We start from the raw sequence: 22,483 nt of genomic DNA, 5'->3' as shown, positions 1-22,483 counted from the left end.
CCTGTTAGATTTACTGCCTTCCTGCGTCTATTAATATAAAAGGAGGGCAAAATGAAAAAATATATTGTAATTCTGGCAGCTGCAGGTTTATTTATTTTAGGCCTTAGGACAAGATCCCTAGCTGATGAGTTCATCTGGCAGAACATAAGCAGGGAAATCCTGGATTTAAGGTGTGTTTTAATCGATTCGAAAAATCCGCGCATTATCTATATCGGTTCTGATAAGGGGATATTTAAGACAGAGGATGCAGGAGAGAGTTGGAGGAATATCTTTTTGGCAAAAGGCCAAAACAAGGCAGTAAATTTCCTTTTATTTGATCATCAGAACAGAAATTATCTATATGCGGCAACCGGCAACGGCCTTTTCTATAGCCATAATCAAGGCCAGGGCTGGAGGAGGATTTTTCAGGGTAAGAACTATTTAGAAAGTGACTGCACAAGCATCGCGGTTTTATCCGAGGCCATTTACTTAGGCACCAGGTCCGGGTTTTTCGTGAGTAAAGATAAGGGCCGCAGTTGGCAAAGGGCATCAGGCACATTAGCTAACAGTAATATTCTCGCTATTGCCGTTCATCCCAAAAAATCGGGCTATATTTCTCTGGCTTGTGTAGACGGGGTTTTCCAGACGCAAGATGGAGGCCAATCCTGGGAGAGGGTTTTTGTAGCTAAGCCCGTAGAAAATGGAGATAGCGATAACGGGCAAGAGAAGGGGGATCGGGATGAAGAGCAGCGTTTTTCGCAAGTAAGCCATATAAGTTGCGACCTTAATAACTTAAATTATCTTTATCTGGCTACCGCAAAAGGCCTTTATAAGAGCCAGGATAAAGGTAAGAGTTGGGATGCAGTTTCTAACTACGGCCTGTTGAGCCAAGGTATAAAATTTTTATTAGTTTCCGATAGATCCGACATCTACGCGCTTACCAAATCCGGTATATTTAAATATAGCATGGGGCGTTGGCAGGAATTATCGTTTAGCCTGCCAGCAGATGATATCAGGTTTCTGGTTTTAGATAACCTGAATAATCTTTATGCGGCTTGTGATAAAGGATTATTTAAGGCAAATTTAACAGGTTTTAGTAACAATGGGGGTGGCAATACCTTTTTCCTGTATTGCCAGGGCGAACCTAAGATTAATGAAGTGCAGCAGGCGGCAATTAAGTATGCTGAAGTAGAACCTCAGAAGATTATGCGTTGGAGAAAACAGGCAGCCAAGAGAGCGTTTCTGCCTCAAGTGAACATAGGCCTGGATAGGAATATTACTGACCTCTGGCATTGGGAGACAGGTTCCAGCACCAAGACCGAAGACGATATACTGCGTAAGGGCAACGATGGCATAGGTTGGGATGTGACTTTAAGCTGGGATTTAGGCGAACTCATCTGGAACGACGACCAGACCTCCATTGATGTGCGTTCGCGGTTAATGGTAGAGTTACGCGATGAGATCTTAGATGAGGTGACCAAATTATATTTTGAGCGTATCCGCACTAAGGCGGAGATGGATAATCTTAGTATAGAAGACAGGAAGAAAAGGTTTGAGAAGGAGTTAAAACTGCAGGAACTCACCGCCTCCATAGATGCCTTAACCGGTGGCTATTTCTCCCGCCAAATTCATGAGAGTCAAGGAACTTGAGAGGTAGTGGGTCCTGTCTTGGGTATTTTCTCCAGCACCGCTCTCCGCCTACGGCGGATCGCTTGGAGTTTGTGCTCACTCTCACTGATATTTGTGGTAGCGGGTGAACCCTGGCCGTTCGCACAAACTACATGCTGTCGAAAACACCCAAGCCACCCACTAAATGCTAACGTTCGCTCGAAAACTGCCAGATTCATTTGTAAATTAGCATATTTATCTTTAGCGGGTAACGAGGCATGTTTTTCAGCAGCATCTTGAAAGTTCGAGCGGGCAAGGTTCGTTTCGCCCCTGCTTAGTATCGAGAGCGAGAAGTTTCACGAAGCGAGAAATTCACGCTGGGAATTTCGAGCGATGCTGCGAGAACAAGCCAAGACAGGACCCGTTAAACTGCTATATATATCTACGGATTTTAGCGGAAGCCTAAAATCTCTTGCATTCTCCCACTGTTTGTGATATTTTATAAATTCATTCCGTCTATTTAATAATTTTATTACCAGATGGCCTTATTACATTTAACCGATACTAATTTTAAGAAGGAAGTTTTGGAAGCGGACCTGACGGTTTTGGTGGATTTTTGGGCCACCTGGTGCGGGCCCTGCAAGATGATCGCGCCTTTTATCGAGGAACTGGCCAAGGAATACGGCCACAGGATAAAAATCGGCAAAATCAATATAGATGAAAACCCCAAAACTCCCACCCATTATGGAGTAATGTCCATACCTACACTGATGTTTTTTAAACAAGGCCGCGTCATGGACCAGGCTGTCGGCGCTTTGAGTAAGGCTGAATTAAAAAAGAGGATAGAAGAGAACCTTCTTTAGGGCCCTAGGATGAAGAAGATATTTATCGCCGCTACAAAACAGAATGACGGCAAGACTACCGTCGCCTTGGGGTTGATATCCAACTTACAGAAGCATTTTAAGAAAATAGGATTTATTAAACCGGTAGGCCAGAGGTATTTGGAGGAAGACGGCTTAAAGGTGGACGAGGATTCTATATTGATTGAGGAATCCTTGAAGTTATACGGGATAAAGGCTAAGTTGAAAGATATGAGTCCGGTAGCCGTAGAAAAGGGTTTTACCGAAAAATATATTGCCAACCCTGAACGGAAAAACATTACCAGGCAAATTAAATATGCCTTTAAGCGCGTTTCTAAAAAAGAAGACCTGGTAGTTATCGAAGGTACCGGCCATGCCGGAGTAGGTTCGGTCTTTGACCATTCCAATGCCGTAGTGGCAAAATTACTCGGTTCAAAAGTCATTATGATTTCTTCCGGAGGCATCGGCAGGCCCATTGACGAAATTATTTTGAATAAGGCGCTCTTTGACCGGGAGGGCGTAAAACTTTTAGGTGTAATTGTCAATAAGGTTATACCGGAAAAATTCGGCAAGATAAATAATTTAATCAGAAAGGGCTTACGCCGCAAGGGAATCAAGGTATTAGGCGTCGTACCCTACAACCCCGTGCTTTCCTGTCCTACTGTCAGGCAGCTGTTGGAAGAGACGGAATATGAATTATTATTTGAATGCGCTGATACGGCGTTAGATAACCATGTCTCCAAGGTGGTAATCGGGGCAATGCAGGTAAAAGATGCCGTAAAATATATTACCGGACACAGCCTGATGATTACTCCCGGAGACCGGGAGGACATGATTAAGCTTGCCCTGGAACTTTCAGGTAAAGGCTGTAAGATTGCCGGGATAGTCCTGACCGGAGATTTGATGCCATCTGATGAGGTTATAGAACAGACAAAGGCAGCCTCTATACCCGTATTATTAGCCAGGTCAGATACCTATGCCGCAGCTGCAATAGTGCATGACCTGACCGTAAAGATCAGGCCGGCTGACAGGGAGAAAATAGAGATAGTAAAAAAAATAATTCATGATTATGTGGACCTGGACATGATTACAAAGGGGTTATAATATGGATATTATTAATAAAATCAGGGCGCGCGCAAAACTAAAAATAAAAACTATCGCCTTGCCCGAAATCGAAGACAAGCGGGTCAAGGAAGCAGCAGGAATTATAGAAAAAGAAGGTTTTGCTAAGGTTTTATTATTCGGCAGGGGGATGTTGGATAAGGCCAGGCAGGATGAATACGCAAAAAGTTATTACGAATTGCGTAAAATAAAAGGAATCAGCTTAGAAGAGGCGAAAAAAACTTTAGAGGACCCTCTTTATTATGCCGCAATGATGGCGCATAACGGAGAAATCGACGGTTTTGTGGCCGGGGCAAGCCATACTACCCCGGATGTGGCCAGGGCTGCGATACACTGCCTGGGGGTAGAAAAAGAGATAAATATCGCCTCCAGCTGTTTTTTGATGGTTGTTCCGGATTCTCCTTACGGGGAAGCAGGGGCATTTGTTTTTGCGGACTGCGGTATTGTCCCTGACCCTAATTCCAGGCAGTTAGCCTCTATTGCCATTGCCAATGCCGGTTTAGCACAACAGGTGCTGGGTGTTACTCCAAAAGTGGCGTTTTTGAGTTATTCCACTAAAGGGTCTGCGAAGGGCAGGGTTATAGATAAGACACTGGATGCATTAGCCCTGGCGAAGAAAATGCGGCCAGACCTTCTTATTGACGGAGAATTACAGGTAGACGCTGCCATTGTCCCGGAAGTAGCAGAGATCAAATACCCTGACAGCCTGCTTAAGGGCCGGGCAAATGTTTTGATCTTTCCTAATTTAGAGGCGGGGAATATCGGTTATAAACTGGTAGAGAGGCTGGCTAAGGCCCGCGCAATAGGGCCGTTAATCGTGGGTTTGAATAAGCCCTGCAGTGATTTATCGCGCGGTTGTTCTGCCGAGGATATTGTAGATTGTGTAGCAGTGACTGCAATCAGGGCACAATAAAATATGAATATATTAGTTATAAACTGCGGCAGTTCTTCCATAAAATATAAGCTGTTTGATATGCCTACCGAAAAGAATTCAACGCACGGCATAATTGAGCATATCGGTGAAAAAGGCTCTAAAATAGAAGACCATTATACGGGCCTGAAGATGGTTTTAGGAAAGGTCAGGCACGTGGACCTAGTGGGGCATCGTGTGGTGCACGGAGCAGAAAAATTTAAAAAACCAATATTAATCAATGCCGCGGTAATCAAAGAGATAAAGGAGTGTTGTGAATTAGCACCTTTACACAACCCTGCCAATTTAGCCGGTATCCTGGCCTGTAAGAAATTATTACCGGGTATAAGACAGGTCGCCGTTTTTGATACTGCCTTTCATCAGACGTTACCCGACTACGCTTACATCTACGGCCTGCCTTATGAATATTATAAAAGATTCGGTATCAGAAAATACGGTTTTCATGGCACCAGCCACCAATACGTAGCCCATGAAGCAGCCAGGCGTTTAAAAAAACCGATTGCGCGATTAAAGATGATTACCTGTCATTTAGGCAATGGCTGCAGTATTACGGCAATAGACAGGGGTAGATCCATTGATACCAGTATGGGTTTTACTCCTTTAGAAGGTTTAATCATGGGTACGCGCTGCGGAGATATTGATCCGGCCCTGGTCACCTATATCATGCACAAAGAAAAATTTAATATCTCTCAGGCGGAGGATCTTCTCAATAAAGCCAGCGGCCTCAAAGGCATCTCCGGTATAAGCAATGATATGAGAATATTGGAAGAGAGGGCAAAAAAACAAAATAAACGCGCCAGGCTGGCCGTTGATATTTTTATCTACCGGATCAAAAAATATATCGGGGCCTACACCGCTATTATGTCCGGCTGCGATGCCCTGGTGTTTACGGGAGGTATCGGCGAAAATCAGAAAAGGATCAGGGGAGAAATTTCCCGGGGTTTATTCTCGTATCTTAAGAAGAAACCAAAGATCCTGGTTATTCCTACCAACGAAGAGCTCTTTATTGCCCGGCAGGCCTATCGGCTGATAAAAAGTTAATAGAGTGAAAAGAACCTTATTAGCTTTATTATTAGTTGTGAATTATGGATTGTTAGCAATGGGTTATGCCCAAGAGAGGGCGGTAGATATGAAAAAAGTAGTAATGATTATCCCTTCAACTGAGTTTAGAGACGAGGAACTCATAGAGACTAAAAATATCCTGGAAAGAAACGGCATAGAGGTTAAAGTTGCTTCTACGACCATTAACCAGATAGAAGGCATGTTGGGCGCAAAAGCCCGGCCTGATATTTTGCTTACCGACATAAAGATAGGGGATTTTTCCGCGATAATATTCGTAGGCGGCTCAGGCGCCATTCAATACTACGATGACCCGTTGGCGCACAAATTAGCCCAGGAGGCGCTTACCCAGAATAAAATTGTAGCTGCGATTTGCATTGCCCCGGTTACTTTAGCCAGGGCAGGCATTTTAAAAGGCAGGCGCGCTACGGTTTTTTCTTCCGAGGCAGGCGAGCTTAAATCAAAAGGCGCAAATTATACCGCAAGGGCAGTAGAAAAAGACGGAAATATTATTACCGCTTCTGGACCCACTGCGGTAGCTGAATTCGCGCAGGAATTAGTTAAGGCATTAAAATAAAGAAGAAATGAGGAGAGAAATATGTTACGGACACTCTTAAAATCAAAGATACACCGTGCGCATGTTACAGAAGCAAATCTTTATTATGAAGGCAGCATCACTATCGATGAAAGGCTGATGCAGGCAACAGATATTATTGAGGGCGAAAAGGTGGAAGTGCTGAATCTGAATAACGGCCAGCGCCTGGAGACCTACGCTATCAAAGGCAAGGGGGATTCCGGCGTTATCTGTCTTAACGGCCCGGCCGCGCGGGGCTCATGCGTAGGCGATGAGGTCGTCATTGTCTCTTACGCCATAGTTGACGATAAGGATGCCAAGGCTATCAAACCAAAGATAATTACCGTTAATGAAAGAAACCGCATTAGAGATTAGGTTGTTGGGTGAACCCGGATTAAGGAAAAAGTCCTGTCTGGTAAAGAAAATAACGCCTAGCCATAGCGATATATTAAGCCGCATGGTTCAGTTAATGTATGCTAATTCAGGCGTAGGCCTGGCAGCGCCCCAGGTAGGCATTAACGAAGCGATAATTGTCGTGGATATCGGCAGCGGCCTCTATAAATTGATTAATCCCAGAATCGTGAAAAAAGAGGGCCAGCAGATTACGGAAGAGGGTTGTCTGAGTATTCCCGGTGTTTGTATAAAGGTTAAGCGCGCTAAAAAAGTTTTACTCCAGGCGCAGGATGAATCCGCCAAGGATGTGAGCATAGAAGCAGAAGACTTATTGGCCTGTGTTTTTCAGCATGAGATAGACCATTTAAAAGGCAAGCTTATTGTCGATTACGCCTCGTTACTTGATAAGTTAAAGATAAAGAGGAAATTAGCGCAAATCAAAAAGAGGTCAAAAGATGAAGGATTGCCCGAATCAAAAAAGGAATCTCGCTAATTGCAATTGTAGTTATGATCCTTGCTCCAGGAAAGGGGTCTGTTGCGAATGCGTTCTTTATCATCGTAAGAACAGCCAGATACCTGCCTGTTTTTTCCCCGCCGATATAGAAAAAACTTATGACCGCTCCATCGCCAATTTTATCAGAACAAATAAATGAACCCTGCTCTTCCTAAAATAAACGAATTAAATATATCAAGGAAGAGCGGGGTGAAAAACAGATTGCCTGCGTGGTTTAGACAGGATATACCGGATGCCGAAGCCAAAGCTGGCATGCGTTTGTTTTCCGGGCTTAATGTGCATACCGTATGTCAGGAAGCCAGATGCCCTAACCTTAGCCGTTGTTTTAAGAACCTGGAATTTACTTTTATGATTTTAGGGGATACCTGCACCAGGGATTGCAGGTTCTGCGCCGTAACAAAAACCAGCAAAAAAACTTTACCGATTGACCAAAACGAACCAGGGAAGGTCGGCCGGATAATTAAATTATTGGATTTAAGTTATGTGGTGATTACTTCGGTTACCAGGGATGACTTAAACGATGGCGGCGCGGGAGAGTTTGCCAGGACAATAGGATTAATCCGCCGGATAAATAAAAATACCAAGATAGAGGCGTTGATTCCGGATTTCTCAGGGCATTTTGACAGCCTCAAAACTGTGATTATGTCTAAGCCCGCTGTCTTGGCGCATAATCTGGAGACCATCTCCAGGTTGTACCCGCAATTAAGGCCGCAGGCAGGTTATCTGCGTTCTTTAGAATTACTGGCCAGAATAAAGAGTGTAAATCGTGCCTTAATCACCAAGTCCTCGTTGATGCTGGGTTTAGGCGAGACTGAAGAAGAAATTATAGAGGCTATGGCGGACTTAAGATATTGCCAATGCGATATTCTGACGCTGGGCCAGTACCTGGCGCCTTCTAAAGAACACTATCCTGTCCAGGAATTCATTAATATTGAGCAATTCAGGCGTTATAAAGAGGTCGGCCTTGATTTAGGATTTAAGGCAGTATTATCCGGGCCGAAAGTACGCAGTTCTTATCAGGCAGGGAAGATTTATAACGAACTAGCATTATTACACAATAATGGCCAATTACCAATTTCCAATGTCAAATAAATTACCAATGACCGATTTTACAATTGGTAATTGAATAATTGGAAATTAATTGGGATTTGGCAATTGGCTAATTGGAAATTGAATTATGTATGATTTGATTATTATCGGAGGCGGGCCTGCAGGATTGACTTGCGCCCTGTATGCAGGCAGGTTCCGTATGAAGACCCTGCTTTTGGAGAAGATGAGTTTAGGAGGGCAAGTTATTTTGACTCCTACTATTGAAAATTTTCCCGGTTTCTCCGGGGGGGTGATTACCGACAAGCTTATTTCTTCAATGCAGAAACAAGTTGAAGAATTAGATGTGGAAATAAAAATCGACGAAGCGCAGAAAATAATTTTTGGCCCCGAATCTAAAATATCCGGTAGAGAGGAGGAATATCGGGCCAAGACAGTGGTTATTGCCAGCGGAGCTAAACCTAAGCGCCTGGGTGTAGCAGGTGAAGAAAGGCTTACCGGACGGGGCGTTTCTTATTGCGGTACCTGCGACGGGCCATTATTCAGAGATAAAGATATCATAGTCGTCGGAGGGGGAGACAGGGCTATAGAAGATGCGCTTTTTTTAAGCAGCTATGCCAAAAAAGTTAATGTTATTCATCGCCGCCAGGCCCTGCGGGCATCAAAAATATTAGAAGAGAAGGCGCGGCAGAATCCTAAGATAAATTTTATTTTGGATACCGTTATAGAAGAAATCAAAGGCAAGGATAAGGCAGAGTCAGTGAAGCTTAAAGATGTTAAAACAGGTTCTACGAGCGAACTTTCTACGCAGGGGGTATTCATATTCGTGGGCATAGAGCCGAATACTATTTTCCTAAAAAATCAATTGAATATGGACGAAGCCGGCTTTATAATGACTGACCAGGACATGAAGGCTTCTTGTGAGGGCGTATTTGCCTGCGGAGACTGCCGTAAAAAAGGTTTATATCAGGTCATTACCGCCTGCGCAGAAGGCGCGCAAGCCGCTGATTCCGCGCATAAATACCTATTAAATAAATGATTAAATTCCCCACCCGTAATAAAAAATTGGTTAAGTGGGTCAATAAAATGGCCAAACTCTGTCAGCCGGATGAGATAGCCTGGATAGACGGTTCAGAGGCCCAGAGAAAGAAAATAGAAGAAGAAGCCATTGCCCAGGGGGAGATTATTCCTTTAAATCAGGATAAACTCCCGGGTTGTTTTCTGCACCGCACCAGTACTGATGACGTAGCGCGTACAGAACACCTTACCTTTATCTGCACAAAGAGAAAACGCGACGCCGGAGTAACAAATAACTGGATGTCTCCCGGGGTAGCTTATAGAAAAGCGAAAGTAATTTTTCAGGGTGCGATGAAAGGAAGGACGATGTATGTTATTCCTTTCTCCATGGGGCCGGTGGGCTCTACCTTTAGCAAGATCGGCATAGAATTAACCGATTCGCGCTACGTAGTGCTGAATATGTTAATCATGACCCGCGCCGGAGAAGCAGTCCTTAAGCAGCTGGATAAGGATATTGAGTTTACCAAATGCCTTCACTCCAAGGCCCAGTTGGATATAAATAAGAGATTGATATTGCACTTCCCCCAGGATAATACTATCTGGAGCGTGGGTTCCGGATATGGCGGGAATGTACTGCTGGGTAAAAAATGCCTTTCATTACGTATCGCCAGTTTTCTGGCCAGAAAAGAAAAATGGTTTGCCGAGCATATGTTGATTATGGGTATTGAAGAGCCTAGCGGCCATGTCGAATATATTGCCGCAGCATTCCCCAGCGCTTGCGGTAAAACAAACCTGGCGATGCTCGTTCCCCCTGAAGGCCTGAAGAAAAAAGGTTACCGTATTTGGACAGTAGGCGATGATATTGCCTGGATGCGCATTGATTCTGACGGCTCGCTCTGGGCAGTTAATCCGGAGACGGGTTTTTTTGGGGTTGCCTTGGGGACGAATTCTAAAACCAACCCTAATATGGTTGAGACTATCAAGAAAGATACTATTTATACCAATGTTCTTTTAAAACCAGACGGCACAGTATGGTGGGAGGGGGCTGACGGTGAAGTTCCTTCCGGAGGCATTGACTGGCAGGGTAGGGCCTGGAAACCGGGTATAGTTGATGCTCATGGGAAAGTTGTTTTAGGCGCACATCCTAATAGCCGTTTTACTACCCCCATTACTAATTGCCCTACTGCTTCATTCAGGATAGAGCAACATCATGGCGTACCTATTTCCGCTATTATTTTTGGCGGGCGCCGGGCGCATCTTGCGCCTTTAGTCCAGGAATCATTTAGCTGGCAGCACGGCGTATTTTTAGGAGCGGCTATGGCCTCTGAATTGACTGCTGCGCAAGTCGGAAAGATCGGCCAGGTACGCCGCGACCCCATGGCTATGCTGCCTTTCTGCGGTTATAATATGGCGGATTATTTCCGGCATTGGTTAGAAATGGGCAGGCGCATGGTTAAGCCCCCTAAAATTTTCCATGTAAACTGGTTCAGGGTCGATGCGGAAAATAAATTCCTCTGGCCGGGTTTTGGAGAGAACTTAAGAATTTTAGAATGGATATTAGACCGTTGCAACAATAAGGTAGAGGCAGTAAAAACGCCTATCGGCTATATCCCCAGCAATTCTGATATAGATATGACCGGCCTGCAATTATCCGCCGGGGCCATGGAGAAACTCCTGGCGATAGATAAACAGGCCTGGCTTGAGGAATTAAAAGGCATCAAGGCGTTCTTTAAACAATTCAAAAGAAGCCTGCCGCAGGAATTGTGGCAGGAATATGAGGCCTTACGCATACGCCTGGGATCCCATGACTAGAGACATTTTATTGACTACTGATTTTAAAGACCTGAAACTTTACAAGCGCGGCAAAGTAAGGGACGTTTATGATTTAGGCGATAAATTGCTGGTTGTTTCCACGGATAGGATCTCTTGTTTTGATGTGGTTTTACCTTCCGGCATACCCTGTAAGGGCCAGGTCTTAACCGGCTTATCCTGTTTCTGGTTTGATTTTATCCGGGAAATTATTCCGCATCACTTTATCACTTCAGATATAAACCGGTATCCTAAAGAGTTACAGAAATATAAGGGCAAACTCCCCGGCCGCTCGATGTTGGTGGTAAAAACAAAACCCCTGCCTGTAGAGTGTGTGGTCAGGGGTTATCTCTCGGGTTCAGGCTGGAAAGAGTACCAGCGGAGCGGGTCAGTATGCGGGATAAAGTTGCCTGTGGACTTGCGTGAATCGGATAAGCTGCCGGAGGTTATCTTCACCCCTTCTACCAAAGCAGACACGGGCCACGATATGAATATTACCCAAAAAGAAGTGGCAAGCGCAATAGGCGGGGATATTGCCGATAAATTAAAAAGGATAAGCATAGCTATTTATAAAAAAGCCAGCGATTATGCGCTTAATAAGGGGATTATTATCGCGGATACAAAATTCGAATTCGGTATAGAGGAAGATAAGCTTATTTTAATCGATGAAGCGCTCACCCCGGATTCTTCGCGTTTCTGGCCCTCGGACCAGTATCAGCCGGGTAAGCCTCAGCATAGTTTTGATAAGCAGTTTGTGCGGGATTATCTGGAGAGTTTAGATTGGGACAAGACTCCGCCTGCGCCAAAACTGCCCCCGGAGATTATTGAGAAGACGAGCCAAAAATACCTTGAGGCATATAAGAGATTGACCGGCAAAGAACTTTAAGGAAAAATAAATGAAAATACTAAAACAAATTTTGCCTGTATTCTTGAGAGTCGGTATCAGCATTGTCTTGCTGATTTTTTTATTCAGGCACGTAGATGCCAAGGCCTTATGGAAAGTAGTCAGCAATGCCGATATAGGCCTTGTGCTCCTTGCGGCGTTTATTTATTTTTCTCTATATATCCTGGCTCTCTTTCGCTGGGAGATGCTGCTTAAGGGCGCTAAAGTTTACCTACCCTTAAAAAGGGTAATTATATCTTTTGCCGGAGGGAATTTTTTTAATATTTTTCTGCCCTCCAGCATCGGGGGGGACCTTATCCGCAGTATTGATCTGGCTACGCATACAAAAAGGCCCCGGGAAGTTGTGACTACGGTATTATTAGACAGGTTAAGCGGTTATATAGGTTTGGTAACAGTAACATTATTGGCTCTGGTTTTTGGCTGGGGATTAGTGGAGGAAAAAAGCGTCTTCTGGTCTGTGGCTGTCATCACCGGCGTATTGGTGGTGGCATTATTAATATTATTTAATAGTTTCCTGTATTCTAAGATAAATCAAATCCTGCATTCGCCTACTGCCGGCAGGATGAGAGAGGCCATCAAAAACCTGCACCAGGAGATCCATATTTTCAGGCACCGGAAAAATATAATCGTAAATAACCTTATTTTATCTATCCTTATACAGTCTATTACTCCCCTCACTTTTTATATCATTGCCCTTTCCCTGGGGGTTAAGATAAATATCGCCTACTTTTTTGTCTATATCCCTATTATAGGAGCCATTACGCTCTTGCCCATTTCTATAGGCGGCCTGGGCTTACGGGATGCTACGACTATATACTTTTTTTCCAAGGCAGGCATGAGCAAGGATCTGGCTTTTGCCATGTCCCTGATAAACTTTTCCTTTATCCTGGTATATGCCCTTATAGGAGGACTCATTTATGTCCTTAACATACATCATAGACGGATGCAATATCACAAGCCACAGCAAGTTCACCCCTGCCCATAAAAAGATAAAAGACCCCAGAGAGGCGCTTTTGGAATTAATTAAGGCCAAAAAATTATGCGGTAGCCCTAACAATAAGATTACCGTAGTCTTTGACGGCTACGCGGGTTCATCCGGACAGGAATTGAATGGTTCCGATATCCGCGTTGTTTTTTCCTGTAAAGAATCGGCAGATAGCAGGATTAAGAAGATGGTTGAAGTACACAGTAACCCTAAGAACGTCGTGGTAGTTTCCGATGATAAAGAGATAAAATTTTTTATCAGGGCGCTGGGGGCGCGGCCGATTAGCGTTGAAGAATTTATCTGCCCGAAGGATAAATCGCAGGCCCGGCAGAAGGATCTGCTCAAGACCGAATTAACCTATACCCAGATGGATGCGATAAACCAGGAATTAAAAAAGATATGGTTAAAAGATTAGATAAACCAAGCCAGGGGGACTTTATAAAATTTTTAGGCACTGCCGGGGCGCGCTTTGTAATGATCAGGCAGTTACGTGCATCAGGAGGCCTGTGGGTTTCGTATAAGGGGACGAACGTCCTTATTGACCCGGGCCCTGGCAGCATAGTGCGCTGCGCTTCTAGCCGGCCCAGGTTAGACCCGGGAAAATTAGACGGCATTATATTGACGCACCGCCACCTCGACCACGCTAATGATGTAAACGTGATGATTGAAGCCATGACAGAAGGCGGATTTAAAAAGAGAGGCGTATTATTTTGTCCGGGTGACGCCATAGGCGAAGACCCTGTATTGTTGAGGCACACCAGGGCTTTTCTGGAGAAGATAGAAATATTGGAAGCCGATAAGACATATAGCGTGGGCGATTTTTCCTTTCAGACTTCGATGAAACACATCCATCCTGTTTCGACCTATGGTTTAAAATTCAAGCTTAAAAATACAAGCGTGTCCCTGCTCACGGACACCCGGTATTTTAAAGAGCTGTCAGATTTTTATAAGACAGACATATTAATTATCTGCGTAGTATTTTTTGAACCCCGCGCGGAGATAGACCATTTGAGCCTTTTGGATGCTGAAACTTTAATCAGGGATATCCGGCCCAGGAAAGCTATACTTACGCATTTTGGCATGACCATGCTTAAGGCAAAACCCCATATACAGGCAGAGGAATTATCCAAAAAGCTGGGGATAGAGGTATTGGCAGCCTATGACGGAATGGCGCTTGACTTTTAATGAGCGCATAACTTATGCCCTTCACTTAATAAAACTTTCACTTGACATAACCCGATAATTATGATAATGTTATGGGAAATAAGCTCAAAAACCAAAGGAGGTGGGCATGAGCGATTGGCAAACAGTTTTAATGGAACCAGCCAAGGCAGTCCTTTCTGAAATCGGCAAGTTCCTCGTTAACGTGCTGCTGGTGGTGGTTATTCTCATCGTTGGCTGGGTTATCGCTAAACTCATCAGGACAGTGGTTACAAAGCTCTTGCGGACGATAAAGTTGGATGAGTTATCCGAACGTATTGAGTTAGACAATGTGCTGGCGAAGGGCGGTATCAATTATTCACTTTCCGAGCTCATCGGGGTGATATGCTATTGGTTGGGGCTATTAGTGACCTTTGTAGTTGCCGTCAATGCTATAGGCCTGACGATTGCCGCTGACCTTTTGAACAAGGTCATCCTTTACATACCCAGCGTCATCGCCGCGATATTCATTCTGGTATTGGGTATGTTCGTGGCTACGTTATTAAGCAATATCATCCGCACAGCGGCTAATAACGCCGGTTTAATTCAGGCGAAGTTGCTGGGTAAGGTGGTAGAGATTGCGGTAATTATCTTTGCTGCGGTTATGTCCCTGGAACAACTGGGTATCAGCACCGATATAATTAAGTTAGGCATAACCATAATCCTGGGTTCTTTAGGGCTAGGTTTGGCTTTAGCCTTTGGCTTAGGATGCAAAGATATGGCTGCAAAGTCCCTTTCAGATTTAGTTGATAGTGTAAAGTCAAAAAAATAATATAGTTTTTGAGCACGCATAAATTAACCCCGCATCTTACTGTTAAGGTGCGGGGTTAATCTTTATATGTATATAAGGCGCGGGAAGATATTATGAGGCAGAAGATAGAATTGGTTTTAGTGAGTTTTTTAGGCCTTTTTCTTGAGCTTAGCCTTATCCGCTGGTTTCCCGCGCATATTTTCTCTATCGCCTTCTTTTCTAATATTGTTTTGATTGCCTCGTTTTTAGGATTAGGTTTAGGGTTACTTCTTTCGCACTACAAACGCGATTTCTTCAATTTCTTTCCATATATCCTTTTGGCTGGCGTATGCCTGGTTTTGTTTTTACGGGATATCCAGGTAGCGCTGCCTGCCAATGCCCAGACCTGGATCTGGAGTTATTATCAGGAAAATAGGCTCTATAATTTATCTTCCTTAAAACTTACTATTGCGCAGCTTATAGGGTTAATTTTTGCCTTAACGGTGGTTATTCTTGTTCCTGTCGGGCAGAAGATAGGTAAGCTTATGCAGGGGCTTATCCCTTTACGCGCTTACACCTTGAATATTTTAGGGAGCCTGCTGGGTGTTATTGGCTTCGGATTGCTTGCCCTTTTTTGCGCCCCGGCCTATCTCTGGTTTATCATTACAGGATTAGCGGTTGCGGCAATAAATTATAAAAAACAGGGCTTTGTTATAAGACTAATGGCTATGGTAGCGATCGTCCTTACCATAGGATTCGCGGAAAAAGGCACCTTATGGTCACCTTATTATGCTATTGATTTAAGAGAAACCGATAATAAAGGTATACTTGTCTACATAAATAAACTCGCTCATCAAAAGGCGGTAAACTTTGAACAGGAAAAAACGACGTATGAAAAATATATGTTTCCTTATAAGTGGTTTCATCCTAAGCGGGTATTGATCATAGGTTCGGGCACGGGCAATGACGTCTGGATTGCGCGCAACGCCGGGGTTGAATCCATCGATGCAGTGGAAATAGACCCGATTATCCTGAAGGTGGGTTACCAAAAACATCCCCAGCGTCCTTATGAGGCTAAAAGGGTAAGGGTCTTTGTAGATGATGCCCGTTCATTTATGCATAAAGCCAGGGAAAAATACGATATGATTATCTATGGGACCCTGGATTCTCATGCTACTCTTTCCGTGACTTCTTCCATACGTTTAGATAATTACGTTTATACCCAGGAAGCGCTTACGGAGGCAAAGCAATTACTCAGCACCCAAGGAGTCATGGTCCTGCTTTTCTCTGTCCCTACGGATTGGTTAGCTAATAGGCTCCTGGAGACAGTACGTTCTGTCTTTGGCGCGCAGGATACGCGCTATGTTATTATGGACGGCTATTTATTTAATCTGGTGATAGTGGCAGGGCCAGGAGTCAGGCAGGCGCTTTCAGAGAATGCGGATCTATCTAAAATTCTATCTGCCCCGCCTGAAAAATTAAATACTACTCTCCCTAAAGATGACTGGCCTTATTTATATCTTACCCAGCGCGGCATTCCTCATCTTTATCTGACTACGCTCATTTTCCTTATCTGTTTTTCTATTATGGCGGTATTGGTCTTTTCACCCCTTAAGCCCGGAAAAATAGACCCTTTATTTTTCTTATTGGGGTGCGGTTTTCTCCTGCTTGAGACAAAAAGCGTGACTACTTTTTCCCTGCTTTTCGGCTCTACCTGGATAGTGAACGCGGTGGTATTTTCGGCTATTTTAACTATTGCATTGCTGGCTAATTGGTTTGTGCAGGCGAGGCAATTAGAAAACCCGCGCTGGTTCCTGGTAGGTCTGATATTATCTTTATTTTTTCTTTACTTTTTTCCCGTTACTAATTTATTGAGGCTGGGGTTTTTAGCTAAAATTCTTTCTGCCGGCATATTATTGGCCTTACCTATATTCTTTACGTCTTTGATATTTGCGGTTATACTTAAACATACAAAGGATACGGGTATTGCCCTGGGTTCAAACCTTTTGGGTGCGGTAATCGGGGGTTTCCTGGAGTACACCTCTATGATCTGGGGTTTAAACGCCCTCTACCTGATAGCCTTAGGTTTATATATAATCGCAGCGATTTATTCAGTAAAATATAGACCCGTGGCGCTGTTGAAACATTAAATGGATAAGAAGAATATCTATCTGGACTTTCGGCTGGCCGTTGGTTACAGTGGCTCGGGATGGCGCTTGAAGTATTAAAGAGGATAAGTGTTTTGGAATAAATGGGTTAGGTTATACAGGCCATAATTTTAGAAACTAAAGTTACGGAGAGACTTTTTTAATCTCAGCCGCCAGTTACCCTACAAAAGCATGAATTACAAAAAATGTATGGTAACTTTTTTGTTTGACAATAGTTACCATACAATATATACTATTCAGTAGTTTGTATGGTAACTATCTTATATTAAATGGAGAGATAATATGGGAGTGATAAAAGGGGTACTTAAAGAAGAACTTGAGAATTCTATACGGATGAAAAGCGATTATGAGAGAGAATTGGCAAAATTGCCTAAAGGCAGCCTTATTAAGAAGAAGGTCAAGGGGCACGAATATTACTATATTCTGTTACGGGAGAAGGGTAAGGTTAAATTTATCTACAAGGGGAAAGTATCTGACGAAGAAATAAAGAAATATAGAGAAGTAAAAGAATACAGGGCCAAGTATAGGAAATTATTATCTCAAGTAAAAAAACAAATCAGATTCTTAAGGAGTGCTTTGCGTGGAAAAGAATCAATATGAACTATGCGTTAAAGTTCTAAAAAGATTAGAGAAGGCCGGAGTTCTAAAAGACGTTATTCTTATAGGTAGTTGGTGTATTCCATTCTATAAAGAATATTTTGTAGGTATAAAGTATATCTCGACCATTAAAACAAGAGACGTAGATTTCTTGATTCCCAACCCACACGGAATCAGCGTTAATGTGAATATTCCAGAATTATTAAAAGACTTAGGATTTATCATTGGTTATAGGGGAGCAAAAGGATATATTAAATTAGAACATCCTGATTTGGTAGTAGAATTTTTATCTCCAGAAAAAGGAAAAGGCAGCGACAAGCCAATCCCCTTACCAAAATTAGGCGTTAATGCGGTTGCTCTGAGGTTTTTGAGTTTGCTTACCGACAATGTAATTAAGGCTAAAGTTGAAGATTTTGAAGTTTTATTACCTCATCCTATCAATTTTGCCCTCCACAAATTAATCATTTTCCAGCGTAGATTCAAGGAAGATAAAGCCGCAAAAGACAGGAATGCTGCTATAGAAATTATTAAGGCTTTGATAAATAAGGGCGAAGCAGCAACCATTAAACACGTTTTTAATTCCATGTTACCGAAATGGCAGAAGAAAGTTATAAAAGGATTGGAAGAAGCAAGAGAAAAAGATATCTTAAATATATTCTCATAATTTTGCTAGTTATTATAATTATTCAATTGTGGCATATTTCTAAGACGTTAGACTATGTTGATTGGGATGTCCGTAATATCCTAGGCAAGATAAATTTTAAATAAGGTTTTCTATTTAACAAATATGGGTGTAACAACCAAAAAAGAGTTAGGCAAGCGTCTCTACATTGTTACCTTCGGTTGCCAGATGAATGTGCGGGATTCGGAGGTAATCTGCGGGCTGCTGAAAAAAGAAGGTTATAAAATAACTCAAGAGCCCAAGAAATCCGGCATCATTATTTTTAATACTTGTTCGGTGCGCCGGCACGCCGAAGATAAGGTTTGGTCAGAGATCGGCAGGTATAAGAATAAAAAGGTAATTATCGGTGTCGTCGGATGTATGGCCCAGAATTATAAAGAAGATATTTTTCAAAAAGCAGCTAATGTAAATTTTGTGGTGGGGCCGCAAGATATAGATAAGATACCCGAAATTATAAAAAAATTATCAGCACAAAAAGATTTATTCGAGAGAAAGGTTTGGGAGACTGACGGCGATGGCAGGCCGGAAGGGATTTATCACAGCGGTTTTTACGCAGATAAAAAACACGCCTATGTGGTTATTTCAGAAGGTTGCTCCAATTATTGTTCTTATTGCGTCGTGCCTTATGTCAGAGGGCAGTTACGTAACCGTAATGACAAAGATATCCTGAAAGAAATAAAAGAGGCGGTCGGCCGCGGTAGAGACAAAATTACGCTTTTAGGCCAGAATGTAAATGCCTATAAATACAATGGTATTAATTTCGTTAAGCTTATTGAATCGGTTAATTCCGTTAAAGGGTTAAAAGAATTCAGTTTTATTACCTCGCATCCTAAGGACACGTCCCTGGAATTATTTAAGGCAATGGCAGATTTAGAAAAGTTAAAAAAATACCTGCATCTACCCATCCAGTCAGGCTCGGACAGGATTTTGAAGCTGATGAACCGCGGCTACACCAGAAATTTTTATTTGGAATTAGCAGGTAATTATCGTAAAATTGTAAAGGGTGCGGCCCTGACTACGGATATTATCGTAGGCTTTCCTACGGAGGCATTACAGGACTTCCAGGATACTTACGATTTAGTAAAGGATGTAGGATTCAACGCCGCGTATATATTTAAATATTCGCCGCGTCCGCATACGCAAGCCGAGAATTTTCTTGATGACGTAGATAAACAGGAGAAGGAAAAAAGGCATCGGTTGATTCTGGAGTTACAGAAAGAAATATCTAGGAAGAAGCAATGTTAAATTACGGCTTACAGCTTACCACTTACAGCTTACGGAAATGGGTATTATTTATAATTTGTGTATTGTGTATTGTGATTTGTAACAGTGCTTATGCCTTAGATATTGATAAGGTTAAGGTTTCCTTTTTAAACGGCGATTACAAGTCCGCTATATCAGCAGGCGAAAAGGCCTTAGCTAATTATAGCGGCAGCCATTCTGGCCTGGAAGAGCTGTATTATATACTGGCCTTAAGTTATCTTAAGGACGGTAATTATCTGCGTGCTTCGGATATATTTGAAATATTACTTAAAGAATTCAAAAATAGCCCTTTTACGGAAGGCGCGCAGGTAGGGTTAGGCGACACTTATTTCCTAAGAGGCGAATACGTTAAGGCGCAAGATTACTACAAAGAACTCTTAAATGTTGACCCCCGCACAAGATTTACCGCTTCGCTTTATTACCGGCTCAGCCAGATCGGATTCAAGACAGGGGATACCCAGCAGGCAAAAGAATACCTGGACAAACTAAAGAAAAATTTTCCTTCCAGCCTTGAAGTAAAATTAGATAAGGAACTGTATTCTCTTACGGATATATACTATACCGTACAGGTAGGCTCGTTTGCAAAGGCCTCAAATGCCGGGAATCTACGCGATAAATTAATCAAGAGAGGATACGATGCCTATACCGAAGAGGCCCAGATGAATGATGCCAGGGTCTACCGGGTTAAGGTCGGAAGATTAAAGTTACGCTCGGAAGCAACGCAATTAGAAAATCGACTTTCAGGCGAAGGTTATCCCACAAAGATCATTCCTTAAAGCTTTTTATGAAGCCAAAAATAGTATTCCTGGTCGGCCCCACCGCCATAGGTAAAACCGATATTGCGCTGGCGTTAGCGAAAAAAATCAAAGCAGAAATCATCTCCTGCGATTCCATGCAGGTTTATAGGGGCGCGGATATCCTTACTTCTAAGCCGCCTGCGGCATTAAGAAAAGCCATTCCCCACCATTTAATAAACATGGTTTCCGCGGATAAAGAATATAATGTCTCCAGATACTATAAAGACGTAGCAGCAAAGGTTAAAGAGATTATAGGGCGCGGTAAGATTCCGCTTATTGTAGGCGGGACCGGCCTTTATATGTCCATACTCATTGACGGTATATTTAAAAGCAGGCCCATTTGCAAAGTTAGGCGCAGCCGTTTTTATAAAGAAGCAGAAACAAAGGGGAGCGGATATTTATATAGTAAACTCAAAGGCATAGACCCTGACGCAGCGCTAAAAATACATCCCCATGATACTAAACGCATCATACGTGCACTGGAAGTCTATGCAGCCACGGGTAAGCCCATATCTTCTTTACAAAGACAGAGGCAGGGCTTAAAGGATGAATATGATGTAAAGATTTTTTGCCTGAATATGGAGCGCGATAAACTTTATCGTAGAATAGATGGGCGTGTAGATAAGATGTTTATTCAAGGCGCGGTTTCCGAGGCAAAGAAGCTGCTTAAATTAAAACTAAGCAGGACCGCCGGGTACGCCTTAGGCATAAGGGAGATAAAGGGTTATTTGGATGGTTTATATGATTTAGAAGAAGCAAAACGTTTACTCAAAAAAAATACCCGTAATTACGCCAAGAGGCAACTTACCTGGTTCAGGAAGGATAAACGTATTCAGTGGATTGAAATTAGCGAAAAACAAAAGCCACAACATATAGTTAATAGAATTGTTAGAATGTTTTAATGTTATAGTTATAGAGGAATAATTATGGAACGGGCGCTGTTAGTCACGATAAAATTGAGGTCAGAGAAGGACAGCTGGCGGATGGAAGATACGGCTGAGGAGCTAGAAGAGCTGGCTCAAACCTGCGGCGTAGAAGCAGTGGATAATATTACCTGCGTCTGCGATAAACCCACGCCTAATTTTTTTATCGGTAAAGGAAAAACAGAAGAGATAGCTTTGTTAGCCGATGAGGAAGGCGTAGATACGGTAATTTTCAGCCATGATTTATCCGGAACGCAGCAGCGGAATTTAGAAGAGGTCATCAATAAAAAGACCATTGACCGCACGCAGTTGATCCTGGATATCTTTGCCCAGCACGCTAAGAGCCCGCAAGGGAAGATGCAGGTAGAGCTGGCGCAGTTACAGTATATTATGCCCAGGTTAATAGGTAAGGGGATAATCCTTTCGCGTTTAGGAGGCGGTATCGGTACAAGCGGCCCGGGAGAACAGAAGCTTGAGACAGACCGCAGGCGTATCAGAAAAAAGATTGATAACCTTAAGGCTGATTTAAGGTATCTTACCCAGCACCGCCTGACTCTGCGTAAAAAAAGAAAAGATAAAGCTATACCCAGCGTGGCTTTAATAGGTTATACCAATGCCGGTAAATCGACGCTGCTTAATGCGTTGACATCTGCCGGACAAGTGGTAGCCGATAGTTTGTTTACTACTTTAGACCCTCTCTCAAAGAGCCTGAAATTACCTAACGCAGAACAGGTGATCATCTCAGACACCGTAGGATTTTTGCACGACCTTCCTCATCATCTCATCGAGGCATTTAAGGCTACGTTAGAAGAAGCCACAGAAGCAGATTTATTAATCCATGTTTTAGATATAAGCCACCCGCGCGCATATCAACACAATCAGGCTGTGTTTGGCGTATTGAAAGAATTAGGGGCAGAGGACAAGCCCATAATCACTGCTTTAAATAAAGTTGATTTATTAGAAGATAAGAGTTGGTTAGAGAAACAGAAGGCAGATTTCCCTAATTCTATAGCTATTTCTGCGCGGTCCGGAGAAAACCTAAGTTTATTATTAAAAAAGATAGAGGATAATTTTTCGGATAGGATGACTTACCTGGAATTAAATATCCCGCATTCCCGCATGGATCTGATAGATTTTTGTTATCGGGAGGGTAAAGTAGAAGAGGTAAAATATCTGCAAAAAGGTATAAAAATTAGAGTAAATCTACCTATAATTATAGCACATAAGTTATTGCATAACAAAGAAATAGAGAAAATCAATTAGAATATCTAATAAATTTTATTAATTTTCCTTGACAAAATTATTATTTTATGTTATACAT

Annotated in this window: 24 protein-coding genes; all 24 read left to right on the top strand. The window is 42.8% G+C overall.

Annotated features, from left to right (window positions below; translation table 11 throughout):
- Positions 1 to 51 precede the first annotated feature (51 nt).
- The gene (locus PHV44_01895) at positions 52 to 1,629 is read left to right on the top strand and encodes a hypothetical protein (GenBank protein MDD5592038.1); all 1,578 of its coding nucleotides are present in this window, start codon (positions 52 to 54) and stop codon (positions 1,627 to 1,629) included.
- Positions 1,630 to 2,126: 497 nt separating this feature from the next.
- Positions 2,127 to 2,450 (top strand): thioredoxin, encoded by a 324-nt coding sequence (trxA, locus tag PHV44_01890; protein ID MDD5592037.1) that lies wholly within the window; start codon positions 2,127 to 2,129, stop codon positions 2,448 to 2,450.
- A gap of 9 nt (positions 2,451 to 2,459) precedes the next feature.
- Positions 2,460 to 3,551, top strand: coding sequence for an AAA family ATPase (locus PHV44_01885; protein ID MDD5592036.1), 1,092 nt, complete (start codon positions 2,460 to 2,462; stop codon positions 3,549 to 3,551).
- A 1-nt stretch (position 3,552) separates the two neighbouring features.
- Complete coding sequence (pta, locus tag PHV44_01880) at positions 3,553 to 4,482, top strand: phosphate acetyltransferase (GenBank protein ID MDD5592035.1); 930 nt, start codon at positions 3,553 to 3,555, stop codon at positions 4,480 to 4,482.
- A gap of 3 nt (positions 4,483 to 4,485) precedes the next feature.
- Positions 4,486 to 5,541, top strand: a complete 1,056-nt coding sequence (locus PHV44_01875; protein MDD5592034.1) for an acetate kinase — start codon at positions 4,486 to 4,488, stop codon at positions 5,539 to 5,541.
- 4 nt (positions 5,542 to 5,545) lie between these two features.
- A complete protein-coding gene (locus PHV44_01870) occupies positions 5,546 to 6,136 on the top strand; it encodes a DJ-1/PfpI family protein (protein ID MDD5592033.1) in 591 nt (196 codons plus the stop codon).
- 21 nt (positions 6,137 to 6,157) lie between these two features.
- A complete protein-coding gene (locus tag PHV44_01865; protein MDD5592032.1) occupies positions 6,158 to 6,508 on the top strand; it encodes an aspartate 1-decarboxylase in 351 nt (116 codons plus the stop codon).
- Entirely contained in the window at positions 6,483 to 7,019 is a 537-nt protein-coding gene (gene def, locus PHV44_01860; GenBank protein ID MDD5592031.1) for a peptide deformylase, read from the top strand. The genes PHV44_01865 and def overlap by 26 nt, the downstream gene beginning before the upstream one ends.
- On the top strand, positions 6,982 to 7,179 hold the full coding sequence (locus PHV44_01855; protein ID MDD5592030.1) for a DUF6485 family protein: 198 nt from the start codon (positions 6,982 to 6,984) through the stop codon (positions 7,177 to 7,179). Before def ends, PHV44_01855 begins: the two co-directional genes overlap by 38 nt.
- Complete coding sequence (gene lipA / locus PHV44_01850; protein MDD5592029.1) at positions 7,176 to 8,132, top strand: lipoyl synthase; 957 nt, start codon at positions 7,176 to 7,178, stop codon at positions 8,130 to 8,132. Before PHV44_01855 ends, lipA begins: the two co-directional genes overlap by 4 nt.
- An 85-nt stretch (positions 8,133 to 8,217) precedes the next feature.
- Positions 8,218 to 9,126, top strand: a complete 909-nt coding sequence (gene trxB / locus PHV44_01845; GenBank protein MDD5592028.1) for a thioredoxin-disulfide reductase — start codon at positions 8,218 to 8,220, stop codon at positions 9,124 to 9,126.
- Positions 9,123 to 10,916, top strand: coding sequence for a phosphoenolpyruvate carboxykinase (GTP) (locus PHV44_01840; protein MDD5592027.1), 1,794 nt, complete (start codon positions 9,123 to 9,125; stop codon positions 10,914 to 10,916). The genes trxB and PHV44_01840 overlap by 4 nt, the downstream gene beginning before the upstream one ends.
- Positions 10,909 to 11,799, top strand: a complete 891-nt coding sequence (locus tag PHV44_01835; GenBank protein MDD5592026.1) for a phosphoribosylaminoimidazolesuccinocarboxamide synthase — start codon at positions 10,909 to 10,911, stop codon at positions 11,797 to 11,799. The genes PHV44_01840 and PHV44_01835 overlap by 8 nt, the downstream gene beginning before the upstream one ends.
- Positions 11,800 to 11,809: 10 nt before the next feature.
- Positions 11,810 to 12,802, top strand: a complete 993-nt coding sequence (locus PHV44_01830; protein ID MDD5592025.1) for a lysylphosphatidylglycerol synthase transmembrane domain-containing protein — start codon at positions 11,810 to 11,812, stop codon at positions 12,800 to 12,802.
- Entirely contained in the window at positions 12,735 to 13,217 is a 483-nt protein-coding gene (locus PHV44_01825; GenBank protein MDD5592024.1) for an NYN domain-containing protein, read from the top strand. Before PHV44_01830 ends, PHV44_01825 begins: the two co-directional genes overlap by 68 nt.
- Positions 13,202 to 13,987 (top strand): MBL fold metallo-hydrolase, encoded by a 786-nt coding sequence (locus tag PHV44_01820; GenBank protein MDD5592023.1) that lies wholly within the window; start codon positions 13,202 to 13,204, stop codon positions 13,985 to 13,987. Before PHV44_01825 ends, PHV44_01820 begins: the two co-directional genes overlap by 16 nt.
- Positions 13,988 to 14,093: 106 nt before the next feature.
- Positions 14,094 to 14,774, top strand: a complete 681-nt coding sequence (locus PHV44_01815) for a hypothetical protein (GenBank protein ID MDD5592022.1) — start codon at positions 14,094 to 14,096, stop codon at positions 14,772 to 14,774.
- Positions 14,775 to 14,866: 92 nt separating this feature from the next.
- Complete coding sequence (locus tag PHV44_01810) at positions 14,867 to 16,882, top strand: hypothetical protein (protein MDD5592021.1); 2,016 nt, start codon at positions 14,867 to 14,869, stop codon at positions 16,880 to 16,882.
- A 300-nt stretch (positions 16,883 to 17,182) separates the two neighbouring features.
- Positions 17,183 to 17,500, top strand: coding sequence for a hypothetical protein (locus tag PHV44_01805; GenBank protein ID MDD5592020.1), 318 nt, complete (start codon positions 17,183 to 17,185; stop codon positions 17,498 to 17,500).
- The gene (locus PHV44_01800; GenBank protein ID MDD5592019.1) at positions 17,481 to 18,161 is read left to right on the top strand and encodes a GSU2403 family nucleotidyltransferase fold protein; all 681 of its coding nucleotides are present in this window, start codon (positions 17,481 to 17,483) and stop codon (positions 18,159 to 18,161) included. The genes PHV44_01805 and PHV44_01800 overlap by 20 nt, the downstream gene beginning before the upstream one ends.
- Before the next feature lie 123 nt (positions 18,162 to 18,284).
- Positions 18,285 to 19,424, top strand: coding sequence for a tRNA (N6-isopentenyl adenosine(37)-C2)-methylthiotransferase MiaB (gene miaB / locus PHV44_01795; protein ID MDD5592018.1), 1,140 nt, complete (start codon positions 18,285 to 18,287; stop codon positions 19,422 to 19,424).
- Positions 19,418 to 20,218: an SPOR domain-containing protein gene (locus PHV44_01790; protein MDD5592017.1), complete on the top strand. Its 801-nt coding sequence runs from the start codon at positions 19,418 to 19,420 to the stop codon at positions 20,216 to 20,218. The genes miaB and PHV44_01790 overlap by 7 nt, the downstream gene beginning before the upstream one ends.
- A gap of 8 nt (positions 20,219 to 20,226) precedes the next feature.
- On the top strand, positions 20,227 to 21,141 hold the full coding sequence (gene miaA / locus PHV44_01785) for a tRNA (adenosine(37)-N6)-dimethylallyltransferase MiaA (GenBank protein MDD5592016.1): 915 nt from the start codon (positions 20,227 to 20,229) through the stop codon (positions 21,139 to 21,141).
- A 24-nt stretch (positions 21,142 to 21,165) separates the two neighbouring features.
- Positions 21,166 to 22,425 (top strand): GTPase HflX, encoded by a 1,260-nt coding sequence (gene hflX / locus PHV44_01780; protein ID MDD5592015.1) that lies wholly within the window; start codon positions 21,166 to 21,168, stop codon positions 22,423 to 22,425.
- Positions 22,426 to 22,483 lie beyond the last annotated feature (58 nt).

It is taken from the genome of Candidatus Omnitrophota bacterium (genome assembly GCA_028717245.1).
Classification (GTDB): Bacteria; Omnitrophota; Gorgyraeia; order Gygaellales; family Profunditerraquicolaceae; genus JAGUYA01.
This window is presented reverse-complemented; position numbering and strand designations above follow the sequence as displayed.